Source organism: Arthrobacter yangruifuii, assembly GCF_009192775.1.
Taxonomy (GTDB): Bacteria; Actinomycetota; Actinomycetes; order Actinomycetales; family Micrococcaceae; genus Arthrobacter_B; species Arthrobacter_B yangruifuii.
Genome location: NZ_VTFX01000005.1, coordinates 434966 through 458605, shown reverse-complemented (window position 1 = coordinate 458605; position 23640 = coordinate 434966). Strand labels below are relative to the sequence as shown.

Genomic DNA, 23640 nt, shown 5'->3' with positions numbered 1-23640 from the left:
GCCCGTGCGCATCCCCGCCCGAGGAGCCGGGGCATCCCCCGCCGCCTGCAGAAACCAACGAAAGAGGGATTTTCTCCATGAACACGACTGCCTCCGGCGCCCTGTTGTCCGGACTCCGGACCCGCCAGGCCACGTCCCCCGCGCTGATCTGGTACGGCGGGAGCGGCGAGCGGATTGAGCTTTCCGGGAAGGTGCTGGACAACTGGGTGGCCAAGACCTCCAACTTCCTCGTTGACGAACTCGACGCCGAGCCGGGCCTGCGCCTGCGGCTGGACCTTCCGGTCCACTGGAAGACGCTGGTATGGGTGCTGGCTGCCTGGCAGACGGGCTGCACCGTGGTCCTCGGGTCACCGGCCGAAAGCGGCCCCGCCGACGTCACCGTGAGCGCGGCAATGGACGGCGCCGCAGCGGCCGGCGGTGCAGGCACCGTCGTGGCCGTGGCGCTGGGGGCCCTGGAGCTGTCATTCCCGGCGGACCTGCCCGCCGGCGTCGTCGATTATGCCGCGGAGGTGCGCTCCTACGCAGATACCTACCTGGAGGAAGACCGGCCCGACGCCGGACAGACTGCCCTGGAAGCGGCAGGGGCAACCCGCGCCCGCACGCTCCGCGGAACGGTCTCCTATGCAACCCTCGGGGAGCTGCTCGGAACCGGCGGGAACCCGGGCGAAGTGCTGCTGGCTACGGGCACGGACCTGCCGCAGGTGCTGGAAGGGGCGGTTGCCGCCTGGGCCGCCGGCGGCGCCGTCGTCCTCGCGGGGGCTGACGTCGAGCCGGACGAGAAGGTGCTGGCGTCGGAAAGGGTTACGAAGCGCTTGGAGGCTTAGCGGTACTGTACGGGTCGGCGTGGCCGGGCTGGGCTGCGGGCTCGTCGAGCAGCGCGCGGTCCTGCTCGAATCCGGGTTCCTGGTCCAGCTCGGCGTTGAAGACCCAGAACCGGTAGGCGAAGAATCGAAGGACAGTGGCAACCGCGATCCCCAGCACACCGGCCAGGAAGAGCATGTTCTTGTCCTGGATCCCCATCGGGTAGCGGGCAACCCACGTGAAGCCGGTGGAAATGACGATGCCTACACCGTTGATGAGAACGAACAGACCCAGTTCACGGCCCACGTTGTCCACGCTGCGGCGCCGGCGGAACGTCCAGTAGCGGTTGGCCACCCAGGAGACCCCGGTCGCGACGACGGCGCCCACAAACCGCGCCTTGACCTCACTGCCGGACAGCGGTCCGTGCATGAGGTAGAGGGTGAGGCCGTTGTCGACAACGAAAGCCAGGGCACCTACCGTGCCGAACTTGGCAACCTCGCGCCAAAAAAGGGACACCAGGCCCCGTAGCCGATCTGACAGCGATGTAAACATGACCCTCCGAGGCCGATCAACGGCAGCACCTCCGGAAGACTCCGGAAAGAATAATGTCTGCCTGTCTCCGCCGCGCGGACGCACGGCAGCCAGAAGTCGATATTACAGCTCCTTTATGGGAGTTTCCCGGGACTCCGGAGGAACCCAGCGCCGCCGGGCGGGGATTGTTTCCCTTTTCGGTACGCTTAAGCAGTGGATTTCCCAATTATCGGCGTGATAGGCGGCGGACAGCTCGCCCGGATGATGGCCCCGGCGGCCACCGCACTAGGATTCGAGCTGCGCGTGCTCGCCGAGGGGCCGGATGTGTCGGCTGTGGCGGCCGTGGCCAATGCCACAGTGGGCGACTACCGGAACCTCTCCGAACTGGCGGATTTTGCCGCCCAGGTGGACGTTGTCACGTTCGACCATGAACATGTGCCCGGTGAGCATCTGCGGGCCCTCGTGGAGAAGGGCATCAACGTCCAGCCCGGACCCGCCGCGCTGGTCCATGCCCAGGACAAACTCACCATGCGCGCCGCCGTGGACCGCCTCGGGCTGCCCAATCCCCGCTGGGCCGAGGTAGCGGACACCGCGGAACTGGTGTCCTTCGGCACCGACGCCGGCTGGCCGGTGGTCCTGAAGACGCCCCGCGGCGGCTACGACGGCAAGGGCGTCCGCATCATCGCCGACGCCGCGGCTGCCGCAGACTGTGCCGACTGGTTCGCCACCGGCCCGCTGCTGGCCGAGGAGAAGGTACCGTTCCGCCGCGAACTGTCCGCCCTGGTCGCCCGCACCCCCGGCGGCGAAAGCAGGGCCTGGCCGGTGGTCGAATCCATCCAGGTCAACGGCGTCTGCGACGAGGTCCTGGCGCCGGCGCCGGGCCTTGACCCCGCCGTCGCCGAGGCGGCGGCTGCTGCGGCCCTGTACCTGGCCGGGGAACTGGGCGTCACCGGCGTCATGGCGGTTGAACTCTTCGAGACCCCCGGACGGGGCCCAGGATTCCTGATCAATGAACTGGCGATGCGCCCGCACAACTCCGGGCACTGGACCATGGACGGATCCATCACCGGACAGTTCGAACAGCACCTGCGTGCGGTCCTGGACCTCCCGCTCGGAGCGACCGGGCTGCTGGGCGGGGCCGCCGTCATGAAAAACTTCCTGGGCGGGGAAAACAGCGACCTGTTCGCGGCCTATCCCGCGGCTCTGGCAGCCGAACCCGCCGTCAAGGTACATACCTACGGTAAATCCGTACGTCCGGGCCGTAAGATCGGCCACGTTAACGCCGTCGGGTCCGCCGACGACGTCCCCGCCCTCCGACGCAGCGCGGACCGGGCAGCAGCCATCATCCGTGACGGCCGCGATCCCCTGAAGGAGAACTGAAGCATGCCCCACCGTGCTACCACGCCACTGGTAGGCCTTGTTATGGGTTCGGACTCCGACTGGCCGGTCATGGACGCTGCCGCCGCTGCCCTTGCCGAATTCGACATCCCCTACGAAGCCGACGTCGTCTCCGCCCACCGGATGCCCGCTGACATGCTGGCGTACGGGCAGGACGCGCACCGGCGCGGGCTCCGCGTCATCATTGCCGGGGCGGGCGGCGCAGCCCACCTGCCCGGGATGCTGGCCGCCGTGACGCCCCTTCCGGTCATCGGTGTACCCGTGCCGCTGAAGTACCTGGACGGCATGGACTCCCTGCTCTCCATCGTCCAGATGCCCGCCGGCGTGCCGGTGGCTACGGTGTCCATCGGAGGCGCCCGCAACGCCGGACTGCTGGCCGTGCGGATGCTCGCCGCAGGTACCGATCCCCTCGCCGCCCGGCTGCAGCAGCAGCTCATTGAATTTGCCGGCGCGCTGCGCCAGTCCGCCATGGCCAAGGGCGCTGCGCTGCGCACTTCGCTGGGAACGGACTAGGCGGCATGAGCCAGCAACTCTCCGATCCCACCGGCAGTTCCTACACCGATCCCGTCCGCTATCCCGCAGCCGCCGCCCCCGGGGTGCGCACCAAACGCGCCTTCATCCTGCTGCTGATGACGCTGGTCCTTCCCGGTTCGGCACAGGTGGTCGCCGGAAACCGGAGGCTCGGCAGGCGCGCCCTCAAGGTCACGTTCACGGTCTGGGCCGCGGCTATTGCAGCCATCGTGCTGGCGGTCACCAACCGCGCACTGCTGATCAACATCCTGACCCACGGCTGGGCGTCCTTCCTCATCATGATTGTCCTGGCGGTTCTGGCCGTGGGCTGGGGACTGCTGTTCCTGAATACGCTGCGCATCATCCGTCCTCCGCTGCTCCAGCGCAATGTGCGGCCCCTGGTGGCCGCCTGCCTGGCCCTGCTGATGATTGCCACCAGCGGCACCCTCGGCTACGGGGCCTACCTGCTCAACGTCAGCCGGAACACCTTCGGCTCGATTTTTTCCTCGGGACCCTCCCTTGATCCCGTGGACGGCCGCTACAACTTCCTGCTGATGGGCGGCGACGCCGGCGAGGACCGCACCGGCCTGCGCCCGGACAGCATCTCGATGATCAGCGTGGATGCAAAAACCGGCCAACCGGTGACCTTCAGCATCCCCCGCAACTTCCAGAACGCCAGGTTCCCCACAGACTCCCCGCTCCACGACATTTATCCCGACGGTTACAACTGCGGCGATGAGTGCATCATCAACAGCCTCTACCAGACGGTGACCGAGAACTACGCCGATCTGTATCCCGGATCAGCCGATCCCGGGGCCGAAGCCATGAAGGACGCCGTCAGCGGCACACTCGGGCTGGAGGTGCAGGCCTACGTGATCGTGGACATGCGCGGCTTTGAGCAGCTGGTGGATGCCATGGGAGGCGTCAAGATCAATTCCGGCGGCTGGGTGCCCATTACCGCCGGGGAGATCCCCGGCACCAACCGGCACTACCCGCCCGACGGCTGGATTGCCCCGGGAACCCAGACCCTCGACGGCTACCACGCGCTCTGGTACGCCCGCTCGCGTGAGTTCGTCACCGATTACCACCGGATCGCCCGGCAGCAGTGCGTCCAGCAGGCCATGATCAAGCAGATGGACCCCGCAACCCTCCTCACCCGCTTCCAGGCAATTGCCTCAGCCGGTGAAGAAATCGTGGAAACCGACCTGCCGCAGGACCAGCTCGGCGGCTTCGTGGACCTGGCGCTGAAGGCAAAAGGCCAGCCCATGGAGCGCATGACCATCGGTCCGCCGGACTTCGGCTCGGCGGCAGACAACTTCGTCACCTATCCGGACTTCGACGTGATCCATGCCCGGGTACAGGAGTTCCTCTCCGGCACGGAAGCAGCCCCGGCCGAGCCGGCGCCCGCGCCTGCTCCGGCGGAGGAAGAGGCCCCTGCCGACGAACCCGCACCTGAAGCGGTTCCGGAGGCGGGCACGGAGAGTGACGGCGAAGCTGCCGACGGCAGTCCGATCACCGAGGTCCCGCAGGAAGAGGAAACCGAAATCACGGTGGAATACCTGCAGTACCTGGCGGAAATCGCCGATGACGCCACCCTCGGCGCCCTCCTGAACAACAACGGCGAGTGCAGCCCGGGCTGATCCGCGCAGTTCCCGTCCCCTCCGATCCCCGAGTACCGAAAGAGGCCCGTGTACCTGCTCCGGAACACCCTTCGACCCTATGCGTGGGGATCCACCACGGCCATCGCCGAGCTGTTCGGCCGCGAACCGTCCGGACAGCCCGAGGCGGAACTGTGGATCGGCGCGCATTCAGGCGCGCCGTCGTCACTCGTTCCGCCGGTGGACGGCAGTGAGACCCTCGACGAGCTGATCGCTGCCGACCCCGGGCGGATGCTGGGGGCGGACACCGCCGCCCGCTTCGGCCCGGAGCTGCCCTTCCTGGCGAAGATCCTGGCGGCCGGCTCTCCCCTGTCGCTGCAGGTCCACCCCACGGCCGCGCAGGCACGGGCAGGCTACGCGGCGGAAGAGGAAGCAGGCATTGACCGCGGCGCCCGGGAACGCAATTACAAAGACGAGCACCATAAGCCGGAGATGATCTTCGCCCTGACCCCCTTTGAAGCACTCTGCGGCTTCCGGGACCCGGCCGAGGCAGCGGACCTGTTCCGTACCGTCACTGCGGCTGTTACCGCTTCCGGGCGGCCGGTTCCGGAACTGCTGGAGTGGATCGTGGCGGAGCTGTCCTCCGGCCGGCCCGCACCTGAGCGCCTGCGCACCGTCTTCAGCACCCTCATCAGCGACGGGGAACCGGTCCGGCCGACAGTGGAAGCCGCGGCCGCAGCCGCGGCAGACGCCACCGACACAGGCTTCGACCGCGAACTGGCCACCCTGGTGGAACTGAACGGCTATTACCCGGGCGATCCCGGTGTCCTGATCTCACTGCTGCTCAACCGCGCCTCCCTGCAGCCCGGCGATGCCGTCTACCTGCCGGCAGGCAACGTCCACGCCTACCTGAACGGCCTGGGCGTGGAAGTCATGGCTTCCTCCGACAACGTCCTGCGCGGCGGCCTGACACCGAAGCACGTTGACATACCCGAGCTGCTGAAAACCGTGGATTTCCGCCCTTTGGGCATCCCGTACCTGACCGCCGATGAAGCCGGCCCCGGACAGCAGGTGTTCCGGCCGCCGTTCGAGGAGTTCGCGCTCCAGCGCCTGGAACTCGCTCAGGGGCCTGCCTGCAGCCCCGGAGATACCCTCCCGGACGAAATGCCGGTGCTGCAGAACGGTCCGGCCGTGGTCATCGCCGTGCGGGGCACCGTTGTGCTGGTCTCCCCCGCCGGCAGCCTCGTGCTGGAGGCCGGGCAGAGCGCTTTCCTTCCTGCAGCGGACGCCCCGGTAACCGCCCGCCTCGCGTCGGACTCCGCCCAGCACGACGACGGCGCCCTTGCCTTCGCGGTGACCGTCGGGACGGCGCCGGACGGGGAACCGGACGCGCCGCGCCTGGATCTCGGGGCCTCGGGGGCCTGAGCCTTACCGGCCGAGCCGGCCCTTGACGGCGGCGAGTACCCCGCGGGCCTTCCGCATTCCTGTCTTGGCCAGCGGCAGCGCCGTGGAAAAGACCGGGTACAGCGGTGAGAGCGGCTTGTCCCAGGTGCCGGCGAGCTGGTCTTCGTGTTTCGCCCAGCCCATCTTGAATTTCGAGACACCGTCATTGAGCAGGCCGTTGAAGTCATAGCGGGTAATGCCGCGCTCCTTCATATCGGAGATGGCGTGCCACTTCAGGGCATAGTTCGCCCGCAGCCGTTCGCCTTCCTCCGTCATGCCCCCGTAAAGCTCAAACGAGGTGTAATCGCTGGTGGAGAGCCAGAGGAACGCGACGACGTCGTCCCCCTTGAAGGCTGCGTAGACCGGCGAGTCCTCACCCAGGTTGTCGAAGATATCCAGGTAGTAGGCATCTTCGTGGATGCCGAAGTTCGCCCGCTGGGCGGTGAGCTTGTACACGGCCAGGCACTTGGCGATTTCCGCGCGCGTCACGCGCCGGTAGGTCAGGTCCTCGCGCCCGGACTTGCGGATGTACTGGCGGTGTTTTTTGCTCATGTCCCCGGACAGGTCCTCGAGGCTGCGCTGCAGGTCCAGGATCAGTGTCCGGCCGATGAGGATGGTGTTGTCGCTGCTCCGGAAGCCGAGGCCGGGCAGCCCTGCGGCGAGCTTCCCGTCAGCGTCCCAGTCCGGTTCGATGGTCAGGGCCACGGCGGAATGCGTGCTCTTCACATAACCGCCGACGGCGTCGAGGACGTCCAGTTCGCGTCCGGGTTCACCCTGCGGTCCGCGGGGAATGTAGGCCAGCGCGCGGAAGGGGAACGGCAGCGAGCGCAGCAGGACCTGGGCACATCCGATGACGGCACCCGCCTCATCGCTCACCAGGACGCGGTCCACCCTCCAGCCGTGGTCTGCCTTGGTCTTTCCCCAGCCCCACAGCTGCTGCGGATGTCCGCGGAAGCGGTTGACGGTTTCATTCCAGGAGACGGCATCGGAGCAGGGGGTAACGCGCAGTGTCATGTCTTCCAGCCTACTTGGCTCCGCCGCTGCACTCGAAAAAGCGGCACCTCCCGCGGCCCGCGGTTTTGGGCGGAGCTGTCCCGCTTCCGCCCCTGTCTTCTTACGGTCGACTATGGGCACAGGCCCCGGACACCAAGCACACTGCGGCCTAGCGGCCGGACAGAACAGGCCAGGCGGCCGGGTTGCCCCGGCCGCCTGGCCTGTTCGCTGGTTGGCTGCGGGCTCTTTCCCGCGAGGCCTTAGTTCGTGCGGGCGTAGGACTCCCACTTGTGGGCCTGGTGCTCGCCGTCCACCACGCGGATGGTGCCGGACTTGGACCGCATCACGATGGACTGGGTCAGCACGCGGTCCTTCTTGTAGCGCACGCCGCGCAGCAGGTCGCCGTCGGTGATGCCGGTTGCGGCGAAGTAGCAGTTGTCGCTCCAGACCAGGTCATTGGTGGACATGACACGGTCCAGATCATGGCCGGCGTCGATGGCCTTCTGCTTCTCGTCATCCGAGGTGGGCCACAGCCGGCCCTGGATGACGCCGCCGAGCGTCTTGACGGCGCAGGCGGTAATGATGCCTTCCGGGGTTCCGCCGATGCCCATCAGCGCATCAACGTCGGTGCCTTCGCGGGCCGCGGCAATGCCGCCGGCGACGTCGCCGTCCATCAGCATCCGGGTGCGTGCACCGGCATCGCGGATTTCCTGGACGAGGGGCTTGTGCCGGTCGCGCTCCAGCACCATGACGTTGAGCTGGTTGATCTTCTTGCCCTTGGCCTTGGCGATCAGGTGCAGGTTCTGCTTCACCGGCAGGCGCAGGTCCACCATGTCGGCGGCCTCGGGACCCGTCACCAGTTTCTCCATGTAGAAGACGGCGGACGGGTCGAACATGGTGCCGCGCTCGGCCACGGCAAGCACGGCCAGGGCGTTGTTGATGCCCAGTGCCGTCAGGCGGGTGCCGTCAATCGGATCCACTGCGACGTCGCACAGGGCGCCGGTGCCGTCACCCACGTGCTCACCGTTGTAGAGCATGGGCGCTTCGTCCTTCTCACCCTCGCCAATGACCACGACGCCGTTGAAGTGGACGGTGGAAATGAGTGAACGCATGGCATCCACGGCAGCGCCGTCGGCGGCGTTCTTGTCGCCGAAGCCCACCCAGTGGCCGCCGGCGATGGCTGCCGCTTCGGTAACACGGACGAGCTCCAGTGCCAGGTTGCGGTCCGGCTCGGAGTCCCCGACTGCCAATGCGGGGGAAAGTGTGGAGTACTGGGCACCTTTGGACACGTCAAACCTCATCTTCGAAATTTAGCTGCACCACCCGCAACGGAGCGGATGGCCTTTGTCCGATCATAGTCTGCGTGTTCTGTCTCACCACCCCGGCATGGATTTGGTGCGGCAGCTGTTTTCCTGAGTAGGACATCGCGCCCGCATAAGAGATTATGGAAGGGTGAGTGAAACGCAGCCGGATCCCCAGCACACCGACCAGCCCGTAACCCCGGTCCTGACCAGCAAGCAGGCCAAACGGGCCAATGCCACCGTGGTGGGCATGCTGATCGCCACCGGCCTCACGCTGGCCCTTTGCCTGGTACCGGTCCTGCTGAACCCCGCCCCCAAAATGCAGGCCCGCAACGTTGATGTTGCCGCGGCGGCCAACCAGGCGGCCGGTGATGCCGGGTACCGCCCGCTGGCCGTGGAGCTTCCGGACGGCTGGAGCGCCAATTACGCCCGCTGGAACGCCGGCACCAACGACGGCGTACCCAACTGGGAAGTGGGATATCTCACTCCGGACACCGAATTCATTTCCCTGACCCAGACCAACGCCGCCAATCCCACCTGGATCTACGAGCACACCGGCAACTCCACGGTTGCCGGCGAACGGCCGGCCGGCGGCGTCGCCTGGGAACTGCGCGATTCCTCCAACGGAGAGGCAACCCTGGTCACGGAGATCGAGGGCCAGACCATCCTGCTCTCCGGTTCCGCCGACCTGGCCGAATTCGATGTCCTCGCCGAGCAGGCGGTCCGGGACCTGCGCGGCAACTGACGCCGCCCGCCGCACGGGCCGGCGCCCGAGGGAGTAATCTCTGTAGCGTGGAAACAGAGAACGAAAAAACGATCACCCCCGACCAGGCCTGGCAGAAACTCCGCGAAGGCAATGAACGTTTCGTAGCCGGCACCGCCAGGCACCCCAACCAGGACGCACCGCGCCGCAGCTCCCTGGTGGAGGGGCAGAACCCGTTCGCCGTGATCTTCGGCTGCTCGGATTCCCGGCTTGCCGCCGAAATCATCTTCGATCTTGGCCTCGGCGACGCCTTTGTGGTCCGCACGGCAGGACAGGTCATTGACGACGCCGTGCTCGGCTCCCTGGAGTACAGCGTGGGCACCCTCGGGGTTCCCCTCATCGTGGTGCTGGGCCACGACAACTGCGGCGCCGTCACTGCCGCGAAAGCCACCGTGGACACCGGGGACATGCCCAGCGGATACGTCCGCACCCTCGTGGAACGGATCACTCCGTCCGTGCTGGCGGCACAGCGCAAGGACCTGCACGAGGTCAACGACATGGTGGTGGAACACACGAAGCAGACCGCCGAGCGCCTGGTGGAAAGCTCCCGGCTCATTTCCGCGGCAGTCGACGAAGGACGCGTGGCCGTAATCGGCCTGTCCTACCGGCTGGCGGAGGGCAACGCGGAACTCGTTTCCGGTTTCGGCGCCCTGGAGCACCCGGCCGTCCTGCGCTCGGCACTGCCCAAGTAGCAGTTTCTACTGCGGCGGCTTCGCAGATTAGGCTGGGGGACATGACTTCTGACACCCCCGATTACCGCATCGAACACGACACCATGGGTGAGGTCCGGGTTCCGGCCTCCGCCCTCTACCGCGCCCAGACCCAGCGCGCGGTGGAGAACTTCCCCATTTCCGGCACCACGCTGGAAGCCTCGCACATCGAAGCGCTTGCCCGGATCAAGAAGGCCGCCGCCACCGCCAACGCTGAACTGGGCGTGCTCGACGAAGAGCGCGCCCGGGCCATCGAAAAGGCAGCCGACGCCGTCGCCGGCGGGACCTACAACGACCAGTTCCCGATCGACATCTTCCAGACCGGCTCCGGCACCTCGTCGAACATGAACACCAACGAGGTGCTGGCCGAGCTGGCCACCCGGGCGCTGAAGGACGCGGGCAGCGAGACCACCGTTCACCCGAATGACCACGTCAACGCCTCGCAGTCCTCCAACGACGTCTTCCCCACCTCGGTGCACGTGGCAGCCACCTCGGCACTGCTGAACAACCTCATCCCGGCCCTTGAGCACCTGGCCGTGTCCCTGGAGCGCAAGGCCGAGGAATTCAAGGACGTCGTCAAGTCCGGCCGCACCCACCTGATGGACGCCACCCCGGTCACCCTGGGCCAGGAGTTCGGCGGCTACGCGGCCCAGGTCCGCTACGGCATCGAACGCGTGCAGGCATCCCTGCCCCGCGTGGCCGAGGTCCCGCTCGGCGGCACCGCCGTCGGCACCGGCATCAACACCCCGGCCGGCTTCCCGCAGCGCGTGATCGAGCTGCTTGCCGCCGACACCGGCCTGCCGCTCACGGAGGCACGCGACCACTTTGAGGCGCAGGCCAACCGCGACGCCCTGGTCGAGGTTTCCGGCATGCTCCGCACCATCGCCGTCTCCTTCTCCAAGATCGCCAACGACCTGCGCTGGATGGGCTCCGGCCCCAACACCGGCCTGGGCGAAATCGCCATCCCCGATCTGCAGCCGGGCTCCTCGATCATGCCGGGCAAGGTCAACCCGGTCATCTCCGAAGCCGTCCTGCAGGTTGCTGCACAGGTAGTGGGCAACGACGCCGCCGTCGCCTGGGCCGGCACCTTCGGCTACTTTGAACTGAACGTAGGCATCCCGGTGATTGCCGCGAACCTGCTGGAGTCCATCCGCCTGCTGTCCAACTCCTCCCGCGTGATGGCGGACAAGATGATCGACGGCATTGAAGCCAATGTGGAGCGGGCACGTTACCTCGCCGAGGCTTCCCCCTCCATCGTGACCCCGCTGAACAAGTTCATCGGCTACGAGAACGCCGCCAAGATCGCCAAGTACTCCGTCAAGGAGGGCAAGACCATCCGCCAGGCCGTCGAAGACCTCGGCTACCTGGAGCGCGGCGAGCTCACCGTGGAGCAGCTGGACAAGGCACTTGACGTCCTGTCCATGACGAAGCCGCCGCAGGCGTAGTCGGACTGACTTCCCGCCACTAACACCGCACTCCTGCCGCCCCTGAAGCGGCACGACGGCGGCAGCAGGGCATCCGGCCGACGAGCCGGGTGCCCTGCTCCATATCGACACCACCGGCTTCCATTGCACTTTGTGCCCCAAGGTGCAAAACTTCACTTTGTGACCGATAGTGCATCGACAGACGGCGGGCTGCGTGAACGCAAGCGCACCGCCACCAAACTCGCCATCATTACCGCGGCCCGCATCCTGACCGCCGAACGCGGCTTCTCGGGGTACACCGTGGAGGAACTCTGCGAGAACGTCGGCATCTCCCGGCGAACGTTCTTCAACTACTTCCCGGCCAAGGAGGACGCCGTCCTGGGTTCACCCGCGGATGAAATACCCGACGATCTCGCCCGGGAATTCATTGCGCGCGGAGCGGGCTCCGACCCCGGAACCGTCTCGGACTCCCTGCTGTCCGACTTCGTGGATTTTGCCACGGAAATGATGGACCGGATGGTCATGTCCCGCGACCAAATGGTGCAGTTGAAACTGGCCGTCGCCGCCGAGCCCCGCCTCCTGGAAAAGGCCCTTCGCGGGTCCCGGGAAGCCGAGGATACGTTCGCCGGCATCCTCTCAGCACGTGAAGGCCTCGCACCCCGGGACCCGCGGATACAAGCCGCACTGACACTGTTCACCGCACTGGGTCAACGCGCCGGACCGGCCTTCTTCGCACCCGGCAACACCCGCCCCTACCGTTCCATCCTCACCGAGGCCGTCAACGCCATGCACGAAGTGATCGCCTCCTCTTCCCCCCTGACCAGCCCCTCGCCCAAGGACTCCGAATGACAACCACCGCTAAAAGCGCCTCCGGGCCGCTTTTACTGACCCAGAGACGTATCTGGATCATTTTCTCCGCGCTGATCGCCGGCATGCTGCTGTCCAGCCTCGACCAGACCATTGTTTCCACGGCCATGCCCACCATCGTCGGCGAGCTGGGCGGGGTCGAGCACCAGACCTGGATCACCACGGCGTATCTGCTGGCCACCACCATCGTGATGCCGATCTACGGGAAGTTCGGCGATGTGCTGGGCCGCCGGAATCTGTTCCTGTTCGCCATCGCCCTGTTTACGCTGGCATCCGTCGGCTGCGCCTTCGCCACTGACTTCTGGGCCTTCGTGATCTTCCGCGCCATCCAGGGCCTGGGCGGCGGCGGCCTGATGATCCTCTCGCAGGCCATCATCGCGGACATCGTGCCGGCGGACCAGCGCGGCAAGTACCTCGGTCCGCTGGGTGGCATCTTCGGCCTCTCTGCCGTGGCCGGCCCCTTGCTGGGCGGTTTCTTCGTGGACCATATGACGTGGCAGTGGGCCTTCTACGTCAACATCCCGATCGGCATCATCGCGTTCCTGATCGCCTTCTTCACGCTCACCCTGCCGACCAAGAAGGCCTCCAAGCGCATCGATATCGGCGGTGTTGTCTTCCTGTCCATCGCCACCACCTGCCTGATCTTCTTCACTGACTTCGGCGGCCGGGACGATCACGGCTGGACGGACCCGATGACGCTGCTCTTCGGTGCAGGCATGCTCGTGGCTGCCCTCACCTTCGTGATGATCGAGCGCCGCGTGGAGGACCCGATCATTCCGCTGAGCCTGTTCCGCAATCCGATCTTCGTCAACAGCACCGCCATCGGCTTCACCCTGGGCATGGGCATGTTCGCCGCACTGGCCTTCGTTCCCACGTTCCTGCAGATGTCCACCGGCACCTCCGCCGCCGTCTCCGGCCTGTTGATGCTGCCGATGATGGTGGGCATGATGGGCACCTCGATCTATTCCGGGCTGGCCATCACGAAAACCGGCAGGTACCGGAAGTACCCCATCACGGGTGCCATCCTGGTCATCGCCGCCATGCTCTGGATGACCACCCTGTCCGCCGATACTCCGGTCTGGGTCATCTGTGCCCAGCTCTTCGTGTTCGGCGCAGGTCTGGGCTTCATCATGCAGGTGGTGGTGCTGGTGGTCCAGAACTCCGTTCCCGTGGACCAGATCGGCACCGCAACCTCGAGCAACAACTATTTCCGCGAGGTCGGAGCATCCCTGGGTGTCGCGATTTTCGGCGCCATGTTCACCTCCCGGCTCGCCGAAAAGCTGGAGGAGACCTTTGCCGGTGCCGGGCTCGACGCCTCGGCCGCGGGCGAGGCGACGGCTACCCTGCAGCCGTCGGTGCTGGACACCCTTCCGGATGCCCTCCGGGACGGCATCGTCACCGCCTATGCGGATTCCCTGGCCCCGGTGTTCTGGTACCTGATCCCGTTCCTGGTCATCGCCCTGGTTCTGGCCTTCTTCCTGAAGGAGATTCCGCTGTCCGACGTCGCGGGCATGGTTGCCCGGGGCGAGGCAGTCGCCGGCCCCGAGGCGGACCGGCTGGAGGCCGAACGCCTGGCTGCCCTCAAAGGCGGCACGCCCGCGGACGCGGGCGAGGGACCGGAGCAGGCACGCGGGCAGGCCCCCGAGCGGGCTCCGGACAACCCCTACCGGGAGAAGTAACCGCTCCGCTGCTCCATCCGAAGAAGGGCCGTCCCGCTGCTGCGGGACGGCCCTTCCCTTTGCTGCAGCGGACGGCTCAGCGCTGGAAGGCCGGCACACCGTCTGCCGTCAGGGCCAGATCAATCAGCATGCGGTGCCTTTCACTCAGCGTCGGCAGGGCATCCAGGTCATACCAGCCCACGTCGGTGGATTCGTCGTCGTTCACCCGGGCGGTTCCCTCGACATACCGGCAGCTGAAGGCAAGGTTCAGGAAGGAACACACATCCTCGTTGGGAAAGGTCACCGGTCCGTGGGAGCCCACGTGGATGAGATGCACAATTTCGGCATGAACTCCCGTCTCCTCCTCCACCTCGCGCAGCGCTCCAGGGCCGGGCTCCTCCCCCGGATCCAGCATTCCGGTGATCAGCGCCCACCTCCCGTTGTCCGCCCGGCGGCCCAGCAGCACCTGCCCTTCGGCGTTGAACACCACGGCTGTGACACCGGGAAGCCAGAGGGGATCGTGCCCGATCCGTTCGCGCAGGGACAGGACAAAATCAGGGGTAGGCATGGATCTACTCTAGGCCAGGGGCCAGCATGGCCACGGCAGCGCCCAGGAGCAGGAACGGCCCGAATGCCACGGTCGATGACGCCGTACCGCGGCCCGTGAGGATGAGTCCCAGCCCCCAGAGTCCGCCGAAGACAAACGCGGCCACCGTCCCGGCCAGGACCTGCGCCGGTCCGAGGAAACCCAGGTAGAGGCCCAGCAGCCCGGCGAGCTTGACGTCCCCGAAGCCCAGCCCTGCCCGGCTCAGGAGCCGGAGGGCAAAAAACCCGGACCAGAGGACTGCTGCCCCCAGCACCGCCCCGGCACCGCGGCCCGGCTCCCCCGCACTGAACGCCGCGCCCGCCAGCAGTCCGCCGGCCACGGGATAGGACGGCAGGACCAGTGCGTTGGGCAGCCGCCGGGTGCGGACGTCGCTTACGGCCAGGCGGAGGGCCAGGACCGCAAACCAGGCCAGCGCCAGGCCGAGCAGCACCGCCGCCGCAGTGCTCCCCGCCGTGCCGTGCGCCCAGTAGCCCGCCAGTAGTCCCGCCATGGGCACCACCGTAGCCCCGGGCCGGCGGATGCAGGGGAAGGCGGATGCGGCTGTGGAAAACTCAGCCGATCTGGCCTTCCTCCAGCAGCTCGGTCACCAGGGCGGCAATGGGTGAGCGCTCCGACCGTGTGAGTGTCACGTGCCCGAACAGCGGGTGGCCCTTGAGCGTCTCGACCACCGCGGCCACGCCGTCATGCCGTCCCACCCGCAGGTTGTCCCGCTGGGCGACGTCGTGGGTCAGGACCACTTTCGAGTTCTGCCCGATCCGGGACAGGACGGTGAGCAGGACGTTCTTTTCCAGGGACTGGGCCTCGTCCACAATGACGAACGCGTCGTGGAGGGAACGGCCCCGGATATGGGTCAGGGGCAGCACCTCGAGCATGCCGCGGTCCAGGACCTCCTCCACCACCTCCACGGATACCAATGCCTCGAGGGTGTCAAAGACGGCCTGGCCCCAGGGCCCCATTTTCTCCGACTCCGTACCGGGAAGGTAGCCAAGTTCCTGCCCGCCGACGGCATAGAGCGGCCGGAAGACCATCACCTTGCGGTGTTCCCTGCGCTCGAGTACCGCTTCCAGCCCGGCACACAGTGCCAGGGCGGACTTGCCCGTGCCGGCCCGTCCGCCCAGGGAAACGATGCCTACGTCCCGGTCCATGAGCAGGTCGATGGCCAGCCGCTGCTCCGCCGAGCGGCCGTGCAGTCCGAAGACGTCGCGGTCCCCGCGGACCAGCCGCAGCCGTTTGTCGGCCCCCACACGCCCGAGTGCGGAGGCGCGTCCGGCCATCAGCACCGTGCCGGTGTTGACCGGGAGTTCCGCCGCCTCGGGGATCAGGACCGGCTGGGAGTCATAGAGCAATGCCATGTCCGCATCGGAGATTTCCAGTTCCGCCACTCCGGTCCAGCCGCTGTCCCGGACCAGTTCGCTGCGGTATTCATCCGCCGCCAGCCCCATGGCTGACGCCTTGACCCGCATCGGCAGGTCCTTGGACACCACGGTCACGTTCCGGCCGCCGTCGGAGAGATTCTTGGCGACAGCCAGGATCCTGCTGTCATTGTCGCTGCCCCGGATTCCGGCGGGCAGCACGTCCGTGGAGATATGGTTCAGCTCCACGCGCAGCGTTCCGCCGCCGGTGCCCAGGGGAATAGGCGCCCCCAGTCCCCCGTGCTGGATCCGCAGGTCATCCAGCAGCCGCAGGGCACTGCGGGCGAAATAACCCAGCTCCGGATCCTGGCGCTTGCGTTCGAGCTCGGTGATCACCACCAGCGGAAGAATCACTTCATGTTCGGCAAAGCGGAGGATCGCACGCGGATCGGACAACAGCACCGAGGTATCCAGCACAAAACTGGCCCGCTCCGGTACCTGCAGTTTCTGTTCAGCTGCCACGTGGAACTCCCGTCGGGGGCCCCAGGGTGCCCCGGTCGCTGGATCTATTCCCTTGCGTGTCCCGCCGCCCGCTTTCCGGGATTCCGTGGGACATCCCGGCCCGCACCGGCAGGCCGATAGGACCAAGGTACGCCCGCGGGAAGCGAGGCCGCAGAAGGACACGGTCCGCGGCGGTGCAGGAGATTCTCCGTCAGGATCCGAAGCGGCGCTGCCGGCTGGCGTAGTCACGCAGCGCGCGCAGGAAGTCCACCCGCCGGAAGTCCGGCCAGAGCGCCTCGCAGAAATAGAACTCGCTGTAGGCGCTCTGCCACATCAGGAAACCGGAAAGACGCTGCTCGCCGGAGGTCCTGATCACCAGTTCGGGGTCCGGCTGGCCGCGCGTATACAGGTATTCGGAAATCTTCGTGTCGCAGATTTCCTTGGCCACATCCGCAAAGTTTTTACCCTCGGCTTCGGCATCCCGCAGCAGCTCCTTGACCGCATCCACGATTTCCCGGCGCCCCCCGTAGCCGATGGCGACGTTGACATGCAGCCCTTCGGCGTCGGCGGTGCTTTCACCGAGCTCGGTCAGCTGTTTGGCCAGCCGCGAGGGAAGGATCTCCAGCGCTCCCACCGGCTGGATCCGCAGGTTGCCCTGTTCCCCCAGCCGGTCCAGGGTGTTGCCGATGATGTCCAGCAGCGGCTCCAGCTCGTCGGCATCACGGTTCAGGTTGTCGGTGGAGAGCATGTAGAGGGTCACCATCCGCACGCCGAGTTCCTGGCACCACCCCAGGAACTCCAGAATCTTGTCCGCTCCGGCCTGGTGCCCGTCACTGGTGGGTGCACCGGCCAGTTTTGCCCACCGCCGGTTTCCATCCACCATCACCCCGATGTGTTCGGGGATGCGGTCTCCAAGAAGGGACCGCCGCAGCTTACGCTCATAGTAGGCGTAGACAACACCGGGGAATTTCATTGTTTGCCTCACGTGCCTGGGATCCGGAGCGGGACCTGCCAAGGCCCGGCCTACCCGGGTCTGCCCAAAGTAGAAAAATCTTCTCCTAGGCTACCGCTAGGTCGCTGCATCGGTGCGCCGGTCCACGCGGCCGGCCGCATACCGGACCGTAAGTTACCCTAACGTAAGTTAGAATTTCCGTTATGGATTCGTCACCATCCTCCGTCCCCTCCCCGCGGGTTCCCGCCCAGCATGATCCCGAGTCGCGGACCGCGCCCGGTCCGCTGGAAAACGCCGTGGAAGCAGTGGCCGAAGAGCTGGAAATCAAGCCCCGGCTGCGCGGCTGGCTGCATGCCGGCGCCACACCGCTCGCACTCGCGGCAGGGATCGTTCTCGTGGCCCTCGCCCCTACGGCCGGCACCCGCATCGCCTCGGCAATCTACGCCTTTACCGGCGTGCTGCTGTTCGGCACCAGCGCCGTTTATCACCGCGGCAACTGGTCGCCGAAGGTCAAAGTGGTCCTGAAGCGGCTGGACCACACCAACATCATGCTGGTGATCGCCGGTTCCTACACTCCGCTGGCCTGGGCCCTCCTGCCCCGGGACAGTGCCGTGACGCTGCTCTGGATTATCTGGGCCGGGGCACTGGTGGGTGTCGCGTTCCGGCTGCTGTGGCTGCATGCACCGCGCTGGCTCTACACCCCGGTCTATATCGCGCTGGGCTGCGCGTCCCTGTTCTACATTCCGGACTTCTACGCAGCCAATCCCACAGCCGCCGTCCTCATCTGCGTCGGCGGTGCCATGTACATCGCGGGAGCCGTGATGTATGCCATGAAAAAGCCGAACCCCTCCGTGGAGTGGTTCGGCTTCCATGAGATCTTCCACGCCTTCACACTGGCCGGGTTTGCGGCGCACTACATCGCCATCCTGATGGCCGTCAGCTCGGCAGGCTAGCGTCCAGCCAGGCGTGCAGCTAGGCGTCCGCCGCCCGGAACTGCGCCGCCAGCTCCAGCGGATCGGAAACGGGCCTGCTGCAGACCATTCCCCGGCACAGGTAGGCCAGGGCTCCGCCCTCCGGCGCGGAGCGGCCGCGCAGCAGCGGAACGGCTGATTCCCCTCCGGGTCCCCCTGCCACAACGACGGCGGGACCTCCCGCGGCCCGTCCGGCCCGGAGCAGCTGCCCGGCCAGGGTCCGGTCGCTGCCGGTGACGGCCAGTTCCCGCGGCCCGTCCAGTGCCTGCGCCAGAACGGACATGGCCCAGCCGCCGGCCCTGGGTGCCCGTGCCGCCACCAGCTGCACGTGGGCAAGCAGTGCTTCCGCGAGGGCACGGTGCCGCGAGGACCCGGAATAGGCTGCGTACGTCACCAACACCCCGGCGAAAAGTGCAGTGCCGCTGGGGGCGGGACCATCCATCGGATCAGCTGCGGAGAGCGCGCCCTGTGCGGCCGCAAGCTGGTCGGTACGCACGGCGCTGTCCTGCAGGACGCCGTCCACGATGAACCGCTGCTCGGCGGCCAGCACCAGTTCCTCGCCGGCCAGGTACCACTGTTCCTCTCCGGTGGCGGCGAAGAGGGCAAACAGGCCCTCGGCTGCACCGGCATAGTCCTCCAGCAGGCCCTCGATCCCGGACGCGGCGCCCGCGTGCGACACCCGCACCAGAACGCCGTCCCGGTGATGGACCCGCAGCAGGTATCCGGCGGCGTCGCGCGCCAGGTCCAGCAGTTCCGCGGCCTTCTCCCCCGGATCCCCGGCATCGGCCAGGGCGAGGGCGGCGTCGGCCAAACCCGCTACCGCCAGGCCGTTCCAGCCCGCCACCACCTTGTCATCACGTTCGGGCTGGGGCCGCCGGTCCCGGACCGCCAGCAGGGCGTCCCGGGCGGACTGCCAGAGCTGTTCCTCCTCCGGCTCCAGGCTGCGCCCGAAGTGCAGGGTGGACTTCCCGTCCTCCATCCGGCCCGTGTCCAGGTCCAGCAGGGACAGCACTAGATCGGCATCCAGCCCCGCCCCGGCCAGGACGGTGCGGAGCTCGGCGGGAGTCCATACGTAGGTGGCCCCTTCCTCGCGTTTGCCGCCCACCAGGGTGTCGGCGTCGAGCGAGGAGGCAAATCCGCCGCCGTCCACGCGCAGCCGTTTTGCCAGCCAGTGCGCTGTGTCGGCGCTGACCCGCAGCGCCAGTTGCCGCTGGTCCGCGGTGGCAGCGCTTCGGCTCCAGTGGGCGTAGAGGCGCAGCAGCTGGGCATTGTCGTACAGCATCTTCTCGAAGTGCGGAACAGCCCAGGCCCGGTCCACGGTGTACCGCGCGAAGCCGCCCTCAAGCTGGTCATACAGACCGCTGCGGGCCATGGTTTCCAGGGTGCGCCCGGCGATGGCGGCGGCGGCACCGGCGCCCGGCCGGCCGCCGGCACCGTAGACCAGCAGGAACCGCAGCAGGGGTGACGGCGGGAACTTCGGAGCTTCGCCGAGTCCGCCGAAGCGGGAATCTTCCTGTTCGGCCACGGCCCCCACTGCGGCCTCCAGCACGTCGCCGGAGAGCGGCTGCGTCCCGGCGGCGAGCTCCAGGGTGCCGATCAGCCGTCGGTTTCCGTCCTGCGCGGAGGCCAGGTGCGCCGCAATCTGGGCGGCACTTGCCTCGACCTCGTCCGGACGGTCCCGCCAGGCGGAGGAGACCGCTTCCAGCACCTGCCGGAAGGAAGGAAGTCCGTGCAGCTGGCGGGGCGGGAAATACGTGCCGGCGTAGAAGGTGCGGCCGTCCGGAAGGGTGAAGACACTCATCGGCCAGCCGCCCTGACCGGTGAGGGCCTGCGTAGCGGCCATGTAGACGGCGTCGACGTCGGGGCGTTCCTCGCGGTCCACCTTGATCGAGACGAAGCGCTCATTCAGGTAGTGTGCAACGCCGGCATCTTCAAAGGACTCGTGCGCCATGACATGGCACCAGTGGCAGGCGGCATAGCCCACCGAAATGAAGACCGGGACATTCCGACGCCGCGCCTCGGCGAAGGCTTCCTCACCGAATGGCCACCAGTCCACGGGATTGTCCGCATGCTGGCGCAGGTAGGCCGAGGCCTGGTTCCGCAGTCTCTCAGCCATGGGTTGCCCCGCTACCGCAGGTGGTCCCAGGTGGTGTCGCGCTTCTCCGGATCCTTGACCGACCTATCCATGGCAAGCGCCGTCCGGGACGAGTCCGGCTCGGCTTCCGTGCCGGAGGCTTCGCGGTCGGCTGCTTCCTGCTCCGCCAACACCTGCTCGCGGTAGCGGACCCGGCGGATCCGCTTGGTCATGTCGCGGATCAGCAAGATGATCGCAATCACCATGAAAAGCGTAAAGAGGAAGCCCAGCAGACCCGGGGTCACGTCTTCGGCGGCAACTCCCGGGGCGAGGGTTTCGTCCGGTGCCGGGGTGACGGCGGTAGCCAGGCTGTACAGGAAGTTCACGGTATTTCTCTCTTGTAGATACTGCGGCGGAACCGGGGTCCCCGTGTTCTATCGTATGCCAGCGAACAGGTCGGTTTCCGGGAGTTCGGTTTCCACGCGGGACTCGATCAGGGAGTAGTCCTCCCAGGGCCAGACCTTGCGCTGCATGTCCGGGCTGACGGCGAAGAAGAAGCCCTCCGGGTCAACCTGCGTGCGGTGGCTGCGCAGCGCCTCATCCCGGACTTCGAAGAAATCCCCGCACTCGATCTGGGTGGTGGTGGCGTGCAGTGGTACGGGCGGCTGGTGGCCTTCCGTATCGGTTTCCTGCCAGGCGGCAATCCGTTCGGCGTACGGGGACTGCAGGCCCGCCTCTTCGAGCGCGAAGTGCAGGGCACGGAAGCGTTCGGGGTTGAACGCGCGGTCATAGTAGAGCTTCAGCGGCTCCCACGGGGTACCGGTTCCGGGGTACCGCTCCGGGTCCCCGGCGGCAGCGAAGGCCTCCACGGCGACCTTGTGGGCCATGATGTGGTCCGGGTGCGGATAGCCGCCGTTTTCGTCATAGCTGATGATGACGTGCGGACGGAAGGCGCGCACCAGCTGCACCAGGGGTGCCGCAGCCCGTTCCAGCGGCTGCAGGGCAAAGCAGCCAAAAGGCAGGTCCGGCAGGGGGTCCCCTTCGGGCAGGCCGGAATCGGCGAACCCCAGCCAGCGGTGCCGGATGCCCAGCGCGGCCTGGGCCGCGGCCATTTCCTGCCGGCGCAGTCCGGCCAGATCCCGCTTGCCGTGAGGATCGTCTGCGGCTCCGGGGTTGAGGATGGATCCCCGCTCCCCGCCGGTGCAGGTGGCTACCATGACGTCGACGCCGGCAGCAGCGTAGGACGCCATCATTGCCGCGCCCTTGCTGGCCTCGTCATCGGGGTGGGCGTGCACCGCAAGCAGGCGCAGCGGTTCGGTGGTCCGGGATTCGGTGCTTTCGCGGGCAGACAAGGCAACTCCAGAGGTAAGCGGATTATCGCGGTGGATTCGACGGCTAAAATAGGGGTGTGAGCACTTCGGAAGGCCAGCACGAGACGCCGACGCCCCAGCAGCCGGACGTTTCCACGTCCGAGTCCAGATTAGCCAATCGTTACGGCGCTCCCAAGCGGGGCCTGTCCCGGCGTGCGCGGATCGTTGCGGTGTCTGCCGCGGTGGTGCTGGGCGCAGTGGGAGTGGCGTGGGCAAGCTTCCCGTCCTCCACCGGAACAGTGACCTCCAAGGACGTGGGTTTCACCTTTCCGGAAGACGGCCTCGTCGCGGTGGATTTCCAAGTCGATAAGTCGGCCGGGAGCACCGCCGCCTGCGCCGTCCAGGCACTCAACGAAAGCTACGCCGTCGTCGGGTGGAAGACGGTGGTCCTGGGCCCGGAGGCACCGGACAGCAGCACCCATCAGGTGGTGCTCCGCATAGATTCCCCGGCGGTCAACGGCGGTGTGAATACCTGCTGGATCGTGGACGGAGAGTAGCTCTCCGTGACACCTTTTTCCCGCATATTGGGTTAAGTCTGCGGGCAAACTAGTATGGAGAGCACAACATGCCCCGCCCAGGCGTCCGGCTGGTCTTTGGTAGAGATGCCAAACCAGACGGTTTCCGCCCGGCGGGGTCTTTGCTTGTCAGGCCGATCCGGCCGGCCGGCATTCAGCCATGCCGGACCAATCAGTGGTCCGGACGTTTATCTAAGGAGATACCCGTGTCAACCAACAGCGCATCTGTCGCCTGGCTCACGCAGGAGTCTTACGACCGCCTGAAGGCGGAATTGGAGCACCTGTCCGGTCCGGGCCGGACGGAGATCGTTGCCCGTATTGAGCAGGCACGGTCCGAGGGCGACCTCAAGGAGAACGGCGGCTACCACGCGGCGAAGGAAGAGCAGGGCAAGACCGAGGCCCGCATCCGCCAGCTGACGCAGCTCCTTGAAACCGCGCACGTTGGCGAAGCTCCGGCGGATGACGGAGTGGTGGAACCGGGCATGCTGGTGGAAGCACGCGTTGCCGGCGACGTCGAGACCTTCCTGCTGGGCAGCCGCGAGATTGCCGGCGACAGCAGCATTGATGTCTACAGTGAAAAGTCCCCGCTGGGTGCATCCATCCAGGGCCTCAAGGCCGGGGACAGCACCACCTACACGGCACCGAACGGCAAGAGCATTTCCGTGGAAATCATCTCCGCCAAGCCGTACGCGGCTTAATCTCTCCACCTGCGGGCGGGCTCTCCTACGGGAGGGCCCGCTTTTGCGTGGGCGCCTCCCGGCGCAGCACGACGGCGGCCAGCACTCCCCCGGCTGCCCCGAACAGGTGGGCCTGCCAGGAGACACCCCAAGAGGTGGGGAAAAGGCCCCAGAGGATGGATCCGTAGACCAGGAACAGCAGCCCGCTGAGCAGGATCTGGGCAAGGTTCCGGTTGGAGAAGCCGCGGACCATCAGATACGCGAACAGGCCGAACACCACACCCGATACCCCCACCGTCAGTCCGCTGCCGAACAGCCATACCCCGATTCCCGAGCACAGCCAGGAAATGGCCAGCACCGAGGCGAACCGTTTGACTCCTTCCAGCAGGGTGAGGAAGGAAAAGACGATCAGCGGCAGGGTGTTGCCCAGCAGATGGGAGGTGCCGGCATGCAGGAGCGGAGCGAACACCACGCCGTCGAGCCCCTCCAGCTGCCGCGGCAGGATGCCCAGCAACGGAAAAACGATCGGTTTGATCAGGAAAGTCAGCAGGTACACCGCCCACAGCACTGCGGCAAACAGAAGCGAGCCGGCGAGGGCGGTCCGTGCACGGGAAGCAGCCATGG

General features: G+C 66.9%; 24 protein-coding genes. 13 read left to right on the top strand and 11 right to left on the bottom strand.

Going from position 1 to position 23640, the window contains the following annotated elements; genetic code table 11:
* The first annotated feature begins 77 nt into the window (after positions 1-77).
* Positions 78-824, top strand: coding sequence for a TIGR03089 family protein (locus GD627_RS13045; RefSeq protein ID WP_152272852.1), 747 nt, complete (start codon positions 78-80; stop codon positions 822-824).
* Here the strand turns inward: GD627_RS13045 and GD627_RS13040 are convergent.
* A complete protein-coding gene (locus tag GD627_RS13040) occupies positions 802-1353 on the bottom strand; it encodes a GtrA family protein (protein ID WP_152272851.1) in 552 nt (183 codons plus the stop codon). The two genes, GD627_RS13045 and GD627_RS13040, sit on opposite strands and share 23 nt — an antisense overlap.
* A 192-nt stretch (positions 1354-1545) precedes the next feature.
* On the opposite strand from GD627_RS13040, the gene GD627_RS13035 reads away from it, so the two are divergent.
* The 4 genes from GD627_RS13035 to manA are packed head-to-tail and all read left to right on the top strand — an operon-like array spanning position 1546 to position 6263.
* Complete coding sequence (locus tag GD627_RS13035; protein WP_246165499.1) at positions 1546-2712, top strand: 5-(carboxyamino)imidazole ribonucleotide synthase; 1167 nt, start codon at positions 1546-1548, stop codon at positions 2710-2712.
* Positions 2713-2715: 3 nt separating this feature from the next.
* Positions 2716-3243: a 5-(carboxyamino)imidazole ribonucleotide mutase gene (gene purE / locus GD627_RS16865; protein WP_246165498.1), complete on the top strand. Its 528-nt coding sequence runs from the start codon at positions 2716-2718 to the stop codon at positions 3241-3243.
* 5 nt (positions 3244-3248) lie between these two features.
* Positions 3249-4880, top strand: coding sequence for an LCP family protein (locus GD627_RS13030; RefSeq protein WP_152272850.1), 1632 nt, complete (start codon positions 3249-3251; stop codon positions 4878-4880).
* Between the two features lie 48 nt (positions 4881-4928).
* Entirely contained in the window at positions 4929-6263 is a 1335-nt protein-coding gene (manA, locus tag GD627_RS13025) for a mannose-6-phosphate isomerase, class I (protein ID WP_152272849.1), read from the top strand.
* Between the two features lie 3 nt (positions 6264-6266).
* Here the strand turns inward: manA and GD627_RS13020 are convergent, their stop codons facing one another.
* Positions 6267-7295, bottom strand: a complete 1029-nt coding sequence (locus GD627_RS13020) for a lipid II:glycine glycyltransferase FemX (protein WP_152272848.1) — start codon at positions 7293-7295, stop codon at positions 6267-6269.
* A 239-nt stretch (positions 7296-7534) separates the two neighbouring features.
* Positions 7535-8575, bottom strand: a complete 1041-nt coding sequence (glpX, locus tag GD627_RS13015; protein ID WP_146363656.1) for a class II fructose-bisphosphatase — start codon at positions 8573-8575, stop codon at positions 7535-7537.
* Positions 8576-8726: 151 nt separating this feature from the next.
* Between glpX and GD627_RS13010 the strand changes: the two genes are divergently transcribed.
* The 5 genes from GD627_RS13010 to GD627_RS12990 all read left to right on the top strand — a co-directional run bounded on the left by GD627_RS13010 (position 8727) and on the right by GD627_RS12990 (position 14018).
* Positions 8727-9320 (top strand): DUF4245 domain-containing protein, encoded by a 594-nt coding sequence (locus tag GD627_RS13010; RefSeq protein ID WP_152272847.1) that lies wholly within the window; start codon positions 8727-8729, stop codon positions 9318-9320.
* A 47-nt stretch (positions 9321-9367) separates the two neighbouring features.
* Positions 9368-10030: a carbonic anhydrase gene (locus tag GD627_RS13005; protein WP_246165497.1), complete on the top strand. Its 663-nt coding sequence runs from the start codon at positions 9368-9370 to the stop codon at positions 10028-10030.
* A gap of 41 nt (positions 10031-10071) precedes the next feature.
* Positions 10072-11493, top strand: coding sequence for a class II fumarate hydratase (locus tag GD627_RS13000; RefSeq protein WP_146363660.1), 1422 nt, complete (start codon positions 10072-10074; stop codon positions 11491-11493).
* Positions 11494-11652: 159 nt separating this feature from the next.
* A complete protein-coding gene (locus tag GD627_RS12995; RefSeq protein ID WP_194266050.1) occupies positions 11653-12321 on the top strand; it encodes a TetR/AcrR family transcriptional regulator in 669 nt (222 codons plus the stop codon).
* The gene (locus GD627_RS12990) at positions 12318-14018 is read left to right on the top strand and encodes an MDR family MFS transporter (RefSeq protein WP_152272845.1); all 1701 of its coding nucleotides are present in this window, start codon (positions 12318-12320) and stop codon (positions 14016-14018) included. Before GD627_RS12995 ends, GD627_RS12990 begins: the two co-directional genes overlap by 4 nt.
* Positions 14019-14094: 76 nt before the next feature.
* On the opposite strand, the gene GD627_RS12985 is transcribed toward GD627_RS12990, so the two are convergent.
* From GD627_RS12985 to GD627_RS12970, 4 genes are all read right to left on the bottom strand, one after another.
* A complete protein-coding gene (locus GD627_RS12985; RefSeq protein ID WP_152272844.1) occupies positions 14095-14565 on the bottom strand; it encodes an NUDIX hydrolase in 471 nt (156 codons plus the stop codon).
* A 4-nt stretch (positions 14566-14569) separates the two neighbouring features.
* Positions 14570-15094, bottom strand: coding sequence for a prepilin peptidase (locus GD627_RS12980; protein WP_152272843.1), 525 nt, complete (start codon positions 15092-15094; stop codon positions 14570-14572).
* Positions 15095-15155: 61 nt separating this feature from the next.
* Positions 15156-16478 (bottom strand): RNA 5'-3' helicase PhoH2, encoded by a 1323-nt coding sequence (gene phoH2, locus GD627_RS12975; RefSeq protein WP_246165496.1) that lies wholly within the window; start codon positions 16476-16478, stop codon positions 15156-15158.
* 190 nt (positions 16479-16668) lie between these two features.
* Complete coding sequence (locus GD627_RS12970; RefSeq protein ID WP_152272842.1) at positions 16669-17430, bottom strand: isoprenyl transferase; 762 nt, start codon at positions 17428-17430, stop codon at positions 16669-16671.
* Between the two features lie 284 nt (positions 17431-17714).
* On the opposite strand from GD627_RS12970, the gene trhA reads away from it, so the two are divergent.
* Complete coding sequence (gene trhA / locus GD627_RS12965; protein ID WP_152273095.1) at positions 17715-18362, top strand: PAQR family membrane homeostasis protein TrhA; 648 nt, start codon at positions 17715-17717, stop codon at positions 18360-18362.
* 19 nt (positions 18363-18381) lie between these two features.
* On the opposite strand, the gene GD627_RS12960 is transcribed toward trhA, so the two are convergent.
* From GD627_RS12960 to mca, 3 genes are read right to left on the bottom strand one after another with little or no spacing between them, the layout of a single operon-like run.
* On the bottom strand, positions 18382-20496 hold the full coding sequence (locus tag GD627_RS12960; RefSeq protein ID WP_152272841.1) for a thioredoxin domain-containing protein: 2115 nt from the start codon (positions 20494-20496) through the stop codon (positions 18382-18384).
* Between the two features lie 11 nt (positions 20497-20507).
* Entirely contained in the window at positions 20508-20840 is a 333-nt protein-coding gene (locus tag GD627_RS12955; RefSeq protein WP_246165495.1) for a hypothetical protein, read from the bottom strand.
* Positions 20841-20888: 48 nt separating this feature from the next.
* Positions 20889-21806 (bottom strand): mycothiol conjugate amidase Mca, encoded by a 918-nt coding sequence (gene mca, locus GD627_RS12950; protein WP_152272840.1) that lies wholly within the window; start codon positions 21804-21806, stop codon positions 20889-20891.
* Between the two features lie 56 nt (positions 21807-21862).
* On the opposite strand from mca, the gene GD627_RS12945 reads away from it, so the two are divergent.
* Both GD627_RS12945 and greA read left to right on the top strand, forming a co-directional pair.
* Positions 21863-22321, top strand: coding sequence for a DUF4307 domain-containing protein (locus GD627_RS12945; protein WP_246165494.1), 459 nt, complete (start codon positions 21863-21865; stop codon positions 22319-22321).
* A 224-nt stretch (positions 22322-22545) separates the two neighbouring features.
* Entirely contained in the window at positions 22546-23037 is a 492-nt protein-coding gene (gene greA, locus GD627_RS12940) for a transcription elongation factor GreA (RefSeq protein ID WP_246165493.1), read from the top strand.
* Between the two features lie 25 nt (positions 23038-23062).
* Here the strand turns inward: greA and GD627_RS12935 are convergent, their stop codons facing one another.
* Positions 23063-23638, bottom strand: coding sequence for a rhomboid family intramembrane serine protease (locus tag GD627_RS12935; RefSeq protein WP_152272839.1), 576 nt, complete (start codon positions 23636-23638; stop codon positions 23063-23065).
* Positions 23639-23640 lie beyond the last annotated feature (2 nt).

Bases quoted from the DNA above. Each gene is read 5' to 3' on its own strand.
- GD627_RS13045 (WP_152272852.1), top strand. From the start codon at position 78: ATGAACACGACTGCCTCCGGCGCCCTGTTGTCCGGACTCCGGACCCGC.
- GD627_RS13040 (WP_152272851.1), bottom strand. From the start codon at position 1,353: ATGTTTACATCGCTGTCAGATCGGCTACGGGGCCTGGTGTCCCTTTTT.
- purE (WP_246165498.1), top strand. From the start codon at position 2,716: ATGCCCCACCGTGCTACCACGCCACTGGTAGGCCTTGTTATGGGTTCG.
- GD627_RS13030 (WP_152272850.1), top strand. From the start codon at position 3,249: ATGAGCCAGCAACTCTCCGATCCCACCGGCAGTTCCTACACCGATCCC.
- GD627_RS13020 (WP_152272848.1), bottom strand. From the start codon at position 7,295: ATGACACTGCGCGTTACCCCCTGCTCCGATGCCGTCTCCTGGAATGAA.
- glpX (WP_146363656.1), bottom strand. From the start codon at position 8,575: ATGAGGTTTGACGTGTCCAAAGGTGCCCAGTACTCCACACTTTCCCCC.
- GD627_RS13000 (WP_146363660.1), top strand. From the start codon at position 10,072: ATGACTTCTGACACCCCCGATTACCGCATCGAACACGACACCATGGGT.
- GD627_RS12990 (WP_152272845.1), top strand. From the start codon at position 12,318: ATGACAACCACCGCTAAAAGCGCCTCCGGGCCGCTTTTACTGACCCAG.
- GD627_RS12985 (WP_152272844.1), bottom strand. From the start codon at position 14,565: ATGCCTACCCCTGATTTTGTCCTGTCCCTGCGCGAACGGATCGGGCAC.
- GD627_RS12980 (WP_152272843.1), bottom strand. From the start codon at position 15,094: ATGGCGGGACTACTGGCGGGCTACTGGGCGCACGGCACGGCGGGGAGC.
- GD627_RS12970 (WP_152272842.1), bottom strand. From the start codon at position 17,430: ATGAAATTCCCCGGTGTTGTCTACGCCTACTATGAGCGTAAGCTGCGG.
- GD627_RS12960 (WP_152272841.1), bottom strand. From the start codon at position 20,496: ATGGCTGAGAGACTGCGGAACCAGGCCTCGGCCTACCTGCGCCAGCAT.
- GD627_RS12935 (WP_152272839.1), bottom strand. From the start codon at position 23,638: ATGGCTGCTTCCCGTGCACGGACCGCCCTCGCCGGCTCGCTTCTGTTT.